Genomic DNA, 12,121 nt, shown 5'->3' with positions numbered 1-12,121 from the left:
AAACTAGACTAATATTCAAAGGGATTTCAGAAATAATATCATTTATAAGTTTTACTTTAATTTACATTTATATCTTTTTTCTAAATCGCAAGACTTTAACACTTAGAATTTTGTGTATTGTTTCATACATAGCTTTTGCTACTAATTTTTCATTCTTAAATATGGGGCAATAGAATAAAAACGGCTCTCTATAATCAGATTGCCGTTTTTTATCTACTTTAACTGATATGTTAGCCAAGTATTTCTAAGTGATTAAAGACTTTCTTATATAACTTACGCAAAGCTTTTGTTGTACAACCTGGTCGACGATTTTGTCGGTCCCTTTTTATTGAAAAAATGGAAGGATAGTTCAATAAACTTTAATCTCAATACACCTATAAACAATGAACGCAACGTATATCCAAAGATACGTTGCGTTATTAAAAATATTGATTTAGTTTGTCAGATTAAAGCCGTAACTTCAACCTTAGTTGCATTTTTTTATTTATTTAAACGCATACTTGGTTTTGGTTGGGATTAATAATTCCGATGGAAATATAAATTCTACAACTACTAACACAATGCTTTAGTTGATGGTCACGAGTTGCTTGCAACTCTTTTTTTATTGAAATAAATGGTAGTTTAGTTTGCTAAAAACTAAAATTCTCCCAATTACATGAATTGATATATTATGAGATAATATTTGTTGATTAATCACGCAATAGTTGAGAAAACAACTAAAATTACAAATAATCAAATTGACTCTAACCTTTTAAACCAAGTAACAACAAAGCTGGGCGAAATCCGCTTTGCTTTTGTTCTCACAAAAAGAAAGGGGGAATTTATAATGCCTATAAAAAAAACACATGATGAATTTGTTATAGATGTTTTTAATCTTGTTGGAAATGAATTTGAAATAATTGGTCAATACAAAGGTACGAAAACGAAAATAGAAATAAAACATATAACCTGTAATCGTCATTTTCAAAAAATTCCGTATGACTTTTTGAAAAGTGGAAAATGTCCCTTATGTAGTGGGAACATGAAAAAAAACCAAGAACAATTTGTAAAAGAAATTTTTGAATTAGTTGGAAGTGAATTTTCAGTTATTAGTCAATATAAAAACAGGAAAACCAAAGTACAAATGAAACACCATAATTGTGGTGAAATTATTTCCATTACTCCAAATGATTTTTTAAGAGGAAATAGGTGTAGAAAATGTGGAATAAAAAATAGAGTCGAGAAACAAATAAAAACACATTATCAATTCCTTGAAGAAGTGTTTCATTTAGTAGGGAATGAGTATGAAGTACTGAGTAAATATGTGAGTACGGAAACAAAAGTAGAAATCAAACATACCAAATGTGGTGCCATTTATTTAACCTCTCCACATAGTTTTTTAAGCGGTACGAGATGTAAAAAATGTTTCAATGAAAAAATGGCAAAAAAATATACCAAATTACATGAACAATTTGTTTCAGAAGTGGCCATGAAAGTGGGAAGTGAATATGACGTTTTAAGTCAATATGAAAAAAGCAATAAAAAAGTTCAATTGAGACATAACTCATGTGGAGAAATCATTTCCATTAATCCAAATGAATTTTTAAGAGGACAAGGTTGTAAAAAATGTGGGAGAAAAAGAGCGGCTGAAAAAAACACTAAAACTCATGAAACATTTATTGAAGAAGTGAATCAACTTTTCCATGGTGAATATGAAGTTTTAGGTGAATACAAAAATAATAGAACGAAAATAAAAATGAAACATATTGTATGCGGTTATGAATTTGATGTTTTACCTTCAAATATTTTATTTGGTTCACGTTGTTATAACTGTGCCAGCAATTCAAATAAAGGGCATGAACAATTCGAAAAAGAAGTTTTTGCTTTAGTAGGGAATGAATTTGAAATTGTAGGAAAATATGTGAATAATAACACTCCCATTGAAATGAATCATACGAAATGCAATCGAATGATAAAAGTGTCGCCTTCTTATTTTTTACACAAAAGTCAACAATGTAAACTTTGTTTACTAGACCAACGAAGCATTTCCCATGAAGAATTTGTTGATAAAATCTATAAAATCGTAAATGATGAATATGAAGTGTTGAGTAAATATAAAAACACTTTTACTAAAGTGACATTGAAACATACGATTTGTAACAATCTGATTGATGTGAATCCTGGTGATTTTTTAAAAGGAAGCAGATGTATAAAATGTAGTGGAAAAGCTAAAAAAACGCAGGAGGAATTTTTAGCAGAAGTTTACAAGCTTGTTGGAAATGAATATGAAGTGATCAGCGAATACAAAAATGCATTAACCAAAATTGATATGAAACATAATACGTGTGGTTATTTGTTTTCAATTGTTCCCAATAGTTTTTTAAATGGTACGAGGTGTATAAAATGTTTAGCTTCAAAAGGTGAAAAGGCTATTAATAAATGGTTAGACGAAAATAGAATTAAATATATCAAAGAATATAGATTTGATGATTGTAAATATAAAAAAACATTACCTTTTGATTTTGCCATTTTCTTAGAAAATCATTTATTATTGTTAATTGAATATCAAGGAATCCAACATTATGAAGTTTATTTTAAATATAAATATGACAAGGAAAAAGGAGAAAAAAATTTAAAAGGTGTACAAAAACGTGATCAAATTAAACGTGACTACTGCCAAGCCAACAACATTCGCTTACTGGAAATTCCCTATTGGGATTTCAAAAACATTGACCAAATTCTAAATAAAGAGTTACTTTCCACTACCCTCACCAAAGGTTTAGGAGAATTTTTTTGATTTAAGAAAAGATATTAGCTAAATTCTGTAAATGATTACTGGAGGAGCCGTGTGCAATAATAGTGCAAGCACGTTTCTGAGAGGGGGTACAATTTACCCCAAGGTAAAAAGACTCCATTCTACTCGACTAGTTCAATAAACATGGCAAAAATATGGCAGGTTATTGGCATATAACGGCAGTATATTTGACTCTACTATATGATAAAATTTGTATTAAGGAGCATTTGAAAATCTCCTTATAGTATATGTGTGTACATTGACGACTGAATAACTCTGCACTTGCGAAAAAGAGTCCTTTAGTGAGGACTCTTTTTTTATACTTTGTAAACAGGAATAGCAATGGTTTCCTCTTCCCCTCCGTATTACTAATGGGTCTAGTTTAGAGTGTATAAAATTTAAAGGTAAAAACTTCCTTTTGTCGAATATTAATTTTGAATAAAAGGAGGGTATTGAATGGTTAGGAAATACGTTAGATTTAATTATTTTGAAGTGCAATTAGTTCCAGCAAATGTTTTATTAAGAGATGAGCTGGAAGAAGAGGTTCAGAATTATACTGCAGATTTATGGAATATGTCTGGTTTTCTTGAATACTTAATGACACATTTGAATTTTGGTACAAATGTCCCTGTTGGGGACGAGTTTGCTGAAGTAGAGAGAGATTCATATTCATATGATGAAGTAAGGAATATTTATAGTTTTCAATTATCAAAATTAAGAGATAAAAATATCCCATCTAAGAAAAGATTTGGTGAAATTAAGGAGAATATTTTATTAGAACAAGATGAATTTATCGGAGAATTTGTAAGTATACTTTATGATAATACATACAACACTGTTGTAATGCAATCGAATTTATATGGCTTATCAGTGAAGCAAGCGGAGCATGTGCTTACTCAATTAAGATTTCGATATCTAGATGCTGTCGGTCAAACAGATGAAATACCACTAATGGTAAAGTTTGCACCTATCTTAGATAATTCAAGAATTGAAAGATTAATTAACGCAGATTACTATAAAAAAATAAGAATTAAAGGTTCAGATGTAATGCTTGACGCGAATTTAGGAGATACTAGTTTATTAGCTGATGCAAGAAGATTAATAACTCAGACTTCTGGTGTGAATTTTGATATACAAATTTCTTTAGGTAGATCAGCAAGAACAGCAAGTCTTACACCAGAAAGTATAGCTAGTCTAGTAAGAGATTTTCAAGGATTAGAAGAAGGTCAAAGGCCTCAAATAGAATTAACAGCTTTAGAAAACGAAGAAGCTGAAATTGAAACAATTAATTTATTAGAGCCAAGGATGACAGATAGAATACCTATAGATGTAGCACCTAGAACAACAGTTGGGCACGAATATTTATATAATACTTTCTTAGAAACATACGACACTAGAAGAGCAGATATAAGAAGGGTATTACGTCCAATTTAATGGAGTGATATGATTGAATACCTTATATGGTAAAATTGAAGTATTATGGGAGAAATACCATTATTTAATAAGTATTTGTATTGGTGTATTTTTAGGTTTTTTATATTTTAATGGCTTAATAAAGAATATAAGATCCAGTACTGGTAACGTTATATCTTTTGCATCAATTATCATTGGAATTAATGGATTATTCCTTTCTTTAGTAATATCTCTTAAAGAAAGTCCAGTATTTATAAGACTAAGAGAATTGATTCCCTCATTTGAAACTAAGTTGTTTATTAGCATTAGAACTCAAATTTATTGGGGGCTAATGCTTGTGCTAACGTCAATAATAATTAATGTATTACCTAAATCTCCTTCAAAAATACTTTCTTCTGTAGGAGTAGGTGTATGGTTTATTTTTTTATTCTTAATGACGTTAGGTTCATTTTATACAATTAAGTTGATTACTGACATAATTGCAAAAAATAACAACCTCCCGCCTAGAAATAGAAGACCATAAAAGTGCACTAATCAAAGGTGCACTTTTTTTCTTTCCAAAAACCAACACGTAAAGTCAGTAAGTTCGAAAGGGATCACATACACCGATGAGTTCAAGCGTATTTTTATTTCAGAAAATAAGAAAGGAAAATTACCAAGACAATTATTTGAAGAGTGTGGATTTGTTGTAAAGCTGCTGGTAATATTTAATTCCAGGAGGGTATTGGAATGAAACGAGAATTTGTGAAACATATTTTAGAAGAAATTAAACGAACAATGGATGAAACGTATGATTCACTTGATTACAAAACAAAAAACCACTATCACACACTATTACAACGAAATTTAGTCAAATTAGCGAAATCATTTAATTTCGAGGGGATGAAAGAATATCAAGTGATAGATGTAAAACACATGAATTATCGTAACGGGTTTATTGATGTAGTTTGGTTTCTTGAGAGTAAACCAGTTGTCACAATTGAGGTTGAAAGTGGCATCCGAATCAAATCTGTTTACAAATTATGTTCTGTTGATGCAGATCTGAAAATTTATTTGTATTACGGAAAGAAAGAAAAAGACGCTTTTCGTGAATTGAATGAGACTTTTTTAAGCGAAAACAACATTTTGTTTTTCAAAAATACAAAAAAGTTGATGAAAAATGCTGATTTTGGTATTAAGAAAGAACACTATTCGATTGAAGAATAAAAAATATTGTTATTTAACTGAAAATGATTCATCAATCGATGGATCGTTTCTTTTTTTGTGGTTTTGTTGAGTTTTTGGGTGATGTCGTTTAGTACTTCCTGGTTAAAAAGGGGATCCTAATTGAGCAAAATTAGAAAGCGAGGGGCATAAAGAATTTTATGATTTCGCTATCAGATGCATACTGCTTAAAATGCTCAATCAGTAAAATTAAGTCTTGATTAGTAATCATTTCGAACCCCTACATTATTATTTAATGGTACTACTCACCAAAATATTTTAACATAACTAGGAATTTTCAATAAACACAACTATTAATAAAAAAAGTCGCATTAGGGTCTATGAATCTTATATAACAACTATGGGAGAACGATTTAAACTGCCATTCACTGTTGTGAATTTTTGATTCATGGATGGCTAACGCATCCAATAGTTGAAGATCACAAGCTACTAATATGCTGCTTTTTTTATTGAAGTAAATGACAGAATAGTGGAACAAGAAGTAATCATTCATCTTTTAAATTATGGTATCTCTGCCTAAAAATACCAAGTATAATAGTTTTAAATTTAAATATTTTGAGGTGTTGGATTTGGAAAATGAGTATTTAGAAAAGAGAATTCCTAATTTGGAACGGATATTAAAAAAATGAATTTTCTTAAAAAGATAACCGATATTTCATAGTATATAATAAATAATTTATTTTCGGATAAGTAAATGTGGAAGTAAACTGTAACATGAAAAAACAATTTTCAATTTGAAGAATATTTGTTAAAGAGATGATAAAATAAACCTGAATATAAACTCTTAATTAAGGAAGGACGATTTAATGGATTTTTTAGAAGAAATATATAATTTAAAACCAGGAGTTCTCTTAAGTGATGAAGAAATACAAGAAATATTTAAATGTGGAGTACAAGGAGGAATGCGCAGGTCATTAAAAACTAATTCTCTTGTATTAATATCAGATAAAAAGAATACATTGTATAAGTATTCGGAGAAGATTGGGGAGATTTGGCCCTTTGTTGGCATGGGGAGAATAGGTGATCAGTCCACTGACTACTTGCAGAATAAAACACTTCTTCGTTCAAATGATAGTGGAATTGACTTGTATTTTTTCCGTAGAGAGTTAAAAGATACGGAAGAGAAATATACTTATGTAGGAAAAGTATTATTAGCGGATGAACCAGATGAGTTGAATGGTGAATTAGATGAGAAAAACAACAAAAGGAAAGTATTGGTTTTCCCACTAATTGAAGTTGGAAAAGATGAAAAAATTATTGATTTTCTTAGTAGATTTTCAAAGTATGAATTACAAGAACGAGGAATATTAGAATACTCTAATTTTTCTCTATCAAAAAAAAGTTTTGATAATTTAATAGAATTAATGGAAGGAGAGGGGATTGATACATTAACTGGTCCAGGAGGATGGTTTCTATCAAAAACAGGTTTTTTCTATAATCCTAATACGGAAAGTAAATTTAAGCATGGTAACATTACAATGAATAAAACGTTATATGGTAATAAAATATTTCAAAAACAAAATAAATATTTAAATCCATACTTTCGATCATCTATTGTTTATTTTGACAAGGACGATCTTCCTGAAAACCCTTTAGATAAGGACGATCTTTCAGAAAACCCAAATGAGGGTTCGAATTCTAATATATTAAGAATCGAACATATAAAGTTCAATTCTGATAATATTTATGAACAAATTGATATTAAATTAATCAACGGTATAGAGAGAAATAACAATCCTTTTTCGACTCTAATTATTGGTCCTAATGGGACAGGGAAAAGTACAATACTATCAATTATTCAGAAGGTACTTTTGGATTTATATTATATCGCTGAATCAAAGGATTCAAAAAGTATATTTTCTACAAAAAATGTTAATTATGAAATGAGCTATTACATAGGTAAGACGAAATACACTGTAAAAAGAAATAATTCTAAAATTGAATTAATTAGAAATGATAAAATTATAGGATTCAATAAAGAACTATTACCACATAAATTAATCGCGGTTTCATATAACATAAATGATAAATTTACATATCAAAGTAATGCAGAAGATGTATTGGATAGATATCAATATCTAGGTATTAAAAGTTCCGATAATGAAGCAAAAATAGGTGAAACTACAAGGAATTTAGTTCAGAATATTATAATTTCATCAATGCAAAATGACTTTTTAAAATATTTAAAAAATATTACAGATTTTATTAATGTTGAGCCTAAGATAAGAATTATATTTGATACAGCTGGCAATAAAAGCATTATTAATGAGATAAATAAGGAAAATGTAGAGAGCCTACAAAAAAAGTATACTACAAATCAAAAAAAATTAAGGAAAAATAATTATCTTAACATAATAGAGTTTCAGGAAATAGAAGATTTTATTAAAAATAGAAATTTGAATACTAGTATTTTTAAAGTCACAGAAAAGTCTATAATAGTTGATTTTGATTTATTTTTTTATAAAGAGTATGAGAAATTTTTCGATGAATTAAATATTATTTGGCATTTATATCAAATAGGTATATTTAAAATGCCTATTGTTAAATTAAAAAAAGAAAATTTTTTTAGACTTGAACATGCGAGCTCTGGCGAGGCTCAGTATTTTTCAACAATGGTAAATATACTAGCAAAAATAAAACCTAATTCTGTTATATTAATAGATGAACCAGAAACAAGTCTTCATCCAAACTGGCAATATAAATATATTTATGGTGTAAATACAATTTTTGAAAAATTTCCGAGTTCTCATTTTATTATGGCTTCACATTCACACTTTTTAATTTCAGATTTAGAAGTAGGATCTTCTTCTATAATTTCTATGGACAGAAAAACAATTAATTCGGATGTTGAAGTTAAATTACATGATGAGGATACATTTGGTTGGGCAGTTGAAGATGTATTATTTAATATATTTCGATTACCTACGAATAGGAATTATTATGTAGCAGATGAGATCGACAAGATACTCTTTGATATTAGTCTAGGAAATGTCAATCAAGAAAAGTTAGAGGAAATCAAAGGATTCAAGGAAATTTATCAAAAAATGAAAAAAAGTGACCCACTAAGAGAAGTTCTAGAATTAATTTTTGAAAAGGTTGGTATCAATGTCTAGTCACTACTATACACATCCGAAGGAACATCTACAACATATTATAGAAAAGGGACATGATTGGGAAAAAACAAAAACAGACTTAAAATATGTTAGAAATATTATTTATGAGAAATTATCATTTACATATGGAGAATATTGTTATTATTGTAAAATGCCTCTAGACTTAGGGAGTAATCCTGGTGATATTGAACACATTGTTCATAAAGGAAATGATAACTATAAGGAGTTTTCTTATCATCCTCTAAATTTAACGTTAACTTGTAAAAAATGTAATACTGCTAAAGGGATAAAAGAAAGTTTTGAAATAAATAAACAAAATATTAATTATATCTATGATAATTATCCTAAAAACTCAAGTGATTACAAAATTGTTCATACTCACTTTGATAACTATGATGATCATTTAGATTTAGAAAATTATATATTTATTCACCCTAAAGAAAATAGTCCTAAGGGAATTTATACAATTAACATTTGCAATCTATATAGGCTGGATTTGGCTTTGGGTCGTGTAAAAAATTATAGAAACACGTATGGAATGGGGGGGCCAGCAAAAGCGCTGGTTATGCATGGTAGGAGATCAGAAGATGAGATCCTTAAAGAATTGAGAAAGGTTTTTAAAGATGATAAAGTGATAGATAAATTTCAAGCACTAATGAGTATTGGTAGTAATACTAATTGTCTGCAAATTGTGAATGAGCTTGCAAAAATCGGAGAAGATAATTTAATTAACTTAAAAAAGTTCTATCCCTTGTTAAGGTCTTTTATGGATAACTTTAATTTTATAAATCAGTATTATGAACTGATAAAGTATATAAAAGAGACAACTACACTTAATGATATTTTAATTGAATTATTAGGAGCAGAACATTTAAAAGCAAGTAAAGATAAACTAATTCCTAACAGTAATGGTATTGAAAAAATTACTGAGTTAATTAATAGTGGATCTTTAAAAATACGTACACCTATTAAAGTGAAATTAGAAGAGTTATTGACAGGATTAGAGCAGACTAAAGTTGAATTTATTTTTATGATTTTGAATAATAAAATATTACTTTTAGAATTAATAGCAACTGTATCAGCTATACTTACAAATCAACAAATAAAGTATCTATTACCAGGCATAGTTGGTTTTGATTTCAGATTTATAAAGAAAGATATTAATAAATTTGATGATCAAATTAATAAAAATCCCCAATTAAATATTATATCTAATTTAGAATGGTATATTAAGTACATTCTTACTGAAATAGATAAAGAAAGAGATATGTTTTTTAAAAAAAAGAACAAAATTAAAACTATTATGGAGTATCTCGAATTTTAATAAATATCACAAATAGATCTTTTCATATATTTTTAGTAGATACTAAAAAAAATGAAAATTTTTCTATTAATATATAAAGATATTAGACAGTCAATCAACCCTTTCAAATACATAAAAATAAATAAAGATATATATAAGGATACCAATGAAGGTTGGTATCCTTTTTATGAGTTGCTTATTATTTGTCTGTCCAATTAGTATTCTAAATTATTTATAGCCCGCTTATCAGTAAATACTAAAGGATGTATATTTAAATCCGAGTTAATCCAACTTTTGAGGCCCATGGCACATAGGAATCGATGCTTTATAAGCGACGGCTGATCCTGCAATTACGAGCCAGCTAATTTCTTTTTTTCTTCATATCTATTGAATAGTTATGTCTTTTTAACTCTGTACAAACTGCATCGATAACATAAAGTTCTTGTACAATAAAATCCCCCTATAAAATTATACTTACAGTTCATTGTTCAATTAATAAAGTAAATATCCTTGTTAATGCAATGGTGTAACGTAAGGAAGCTTATGCCATGAACTTTTTTTTATAAACAAGACTCCATAATTATACGATAACTCGTCATAAAATACTTAGATCGCTAGAAATTCCAATTCCACTATAAACAACGTATCATTAATTTAACAATTTCTTTCTTGCAGTTTTATTTAATCTAAAAACGTATGTTAAGATTTTCCTATTCGATATCTTAAAGAGAGAGGTAAATTATGAAGATTGCATTGATAAGTTGTACAAAATTAAAAGCTGACTATTCATGTGAAACGAAAGAGATGTATCAAAAGTCAACTTTATTTAAGAAAGCTATCAAATACATTGAGCAGCAGGATTTTGAAGATTGGTTTGTTTTATCTGCAAAATATGGCCTTTTAAATAAACAAGAAATAATTAACCCCTATGATTTAACGCTAAATAATATGAAAGTAAAAGAGCGAAAAGAATGGTCTAGATTAGTTTTTAAACAAATAGAAGATTTAAATCTTAACATTGAAAGAATTGATTTCTTTGCAGGTTCTAAATATAGAGAATTTTTAATTCCTAATCTCGAGAACAGAGGGATATTTTGTAATGTACCGCTTCAAGGAAAAGGCATTGGCGAACAATTAAGTTACTATTCGATACATACGGAGTAATCAAAAATGAGGTGTAATGCAGATGACAATTCCCAAAAATATCAATAAAGAGTATATAATAATGGCAATTAAAAAAATTGAAAAAGAAGGGGTTCCAGAAAGAAGAGAATCAACAAGGTTCAATCTATTGTACGAAGGTAAGGTTTATCCCCCTAAATATTTAATTTCAATTGCAAATATCTTTGCAAATGGTAAAGAATATTCTTCCTTATTATTCAGCGGTGGTGAAGAAACAAATAAATTTTTAAAAGGTTTAGGATTTAGAATTATTGAAAATGAATTGGAAATTGATACTAAAAAAAATAGTAATTCTAAGTCCTTGAAAAGTTTTTCTTGGGAGATTATTTCTGAAGATTTGGCAATAAAAACTTTAGATAAATCTGCCTTCCTTCATCATGGAACTGGTATTCCAAGGGATATTAGAGGTTACTTTAATGTTCAACAAATGGAAAAAGGTGAAAGAAAAGAAATTGTTTTAGAATATAGAGAAAATGTCTATCTTGCAGTGATAGAAATGGAAAACCGAAATACATCACGTACTAGACTGTTCTGGAAGTCTGATTTTTCAGATGTAATAAAAAATCGATTTCCAAAAGTCTATATGTACTTTAAAGACAAGGAAGAAGGAAGTGAAATTGATGTTCCAAAACTTAATTTTCAAAAAGTTAGAGGAGAATCTAATAAATATATTGTCGAGTTACTAAGTCCTATTGATAATAAAGTTATAGTGGAGGATATAGAATCTGAAGAAATCGAATGGGACGAACTTAGAACTGATGGTAAAATAATTACTTATTATGGGAAACGATATGAACGTGATCCTATAAACCGTAAACGAGCAATTGAAATTCATGGGCTTTCTTGTTTAGCGTGCGGGTTCAACTTTGAAGAAATTTATGGTGATAGAGGAAAAGACTTCATCGAAGTACATCATGTTAAACCACTAAGTACTATAGGTGAAGAGGTTTCTATTGACCCTATGGAAGACCTTGTACCTGTATGTTCGAATTGCCATAGGATGATACACAGAAAGAAAGAAAAAGTGTTAACCATTGAGGAGTTAAGGGTTATTTTAAGTAATTAACATAAAGTTTGAATATGATGTAAAAAAATAGTGTTGGAGAGAAGTTC

Annotated in this window: 8 protein-coding genes and 1 pseudogene; all 9 read left to right on the top strand. The window is 28.6% G+C overall.

Features of this window, described 5'->3' with window-relative positions; genetic code table 11:
- The first annotated feature begins 685 nt into the window (after nt 1-685).
- The 9 genes and pseudogenes from COJ46_RS02465 (at nt 686) to COJ46_RS02430 (ending at nt 12,074) form a co-directional block, all read left to right on the top strand.
- Nucleotides 686-2,776 carry a PDDEXK family nuclease gene (locus COJ46_RS02465; RefSeq protein WP_141540888.1) on the top strand — a complete coding sequence of 697 codons (2,091 nt, stop codon included), beginning with the start codon at nt 686-688 and terminating at the stop codon, nt 2,774-2,776.
- A 453-nt stretch (nt 2,777-3,229) separates the two neighbouring features.
- Nucleotides 3,230-4,207 (top strand): DUF6731 family protein, encoded by a 978-nt coding sequence (locus tag COJ46_RS02460; protein WP_098565665.1) that lies wholly within the window; start codon nt 3,230-3,232, stop codon nt 4,205-4,207.
- 13 nt (nt 4,208-4,220) lie between these two features.
- Complete coding sequence (locus tag COJ46_RS02455) at nt 4,221-4,709, top strand: hypothetical protein (RefSeq protein ID WP_098565664.1); 489 nt, start codon at nt 4,221-4,223, stop codon at nt 4,707-4,709.
- 30 nt (nt 4,710-4,739) lie between these two features.
- A pseudogene (locus tag COJ46_RS24880) lies at nt 4,740-4,886 on the top strand (IS3 family transposase); the annotation flags it as partial.
- A gap of 29 nt (nt 4,887-4,915) precedes the next feature.
- Nucleotides 4,916-5,392 carry a hypothetical protein gene (locus COJ46_RS02450; protein ID WP_098565663.1) on the top strand — a complete coding sequence of 159 codons (477 nt, stop codon included), beginning with the start codon at nt 4,916-4,918 and terminating at the stop codon, nt 5,390-5,392.
- An 824-nt stretch (nt 5,393-6,216) separates the two neighbouring features.
- A complete protein-coding gene (locus COJ46_RS02445; RefSeq protein WP_098565662.1) occupies nt 6,217-8,523 on the top strand; it encodes an AAA family ATPase in 2,307 nt (768 codons plus the stop codon).
- Nucleotides 8,516-9,847, top strand: coding sequence for an HNH endonuclease signature motif containing protein (locus COJ46_RS02440; RefSeq protein ID WP_098565661.1), 1,332 nt, complete (start codon nt 8,516-8,518; stop codon nt 9,845-9,847). The genes COJ46_RS02445 and COJ46_RS02440 overlap by 8 nt, the downstream gene beginning before the upstream one ends.
- Before the next feature lie 720 nt (nt 9,848-10,567).
- Nucleotides 10,568-10,990, top strand: a complete 423-nt coding sequence (locus COJ46_RS02435) for a DUF6884 domain-containing protein (RefSeq protein WP_098565660.1) — start codon at nt 10,568-10,570, stop codon at nt 10,988-10,990.
- A 22-nt stretch (nt 10,991-11,012) separates the two neighbouring features.
- Nucleotides 11,013-12,074 (top strand): HNH endonuclease, encoded by a 1,062-nt coding sequence (locus COJ46_RS02430; protein WP_286145483.1) that lies wholly within the window; start codon nt 11,013-11,015, stop codon nt 12,072-12,074.
- Nucleotides 12,075-12,121 lie beyond the last annotated feature (47 nt).

The sequence above is a fragment of the Bacillus sp. AFS077874 genome, from assembly GCF_002566505.1.
Classification (GTDB): Bacteria; Bacillota; Bacilli; order Bacillales; family Bacillaceae_G; genus Gottfriedia.
The sequence above is the reverse complement of the archived record's forward strand: the minus strand, read 5'-3'. Positions and strand labels throughout refer to the sequence as shown.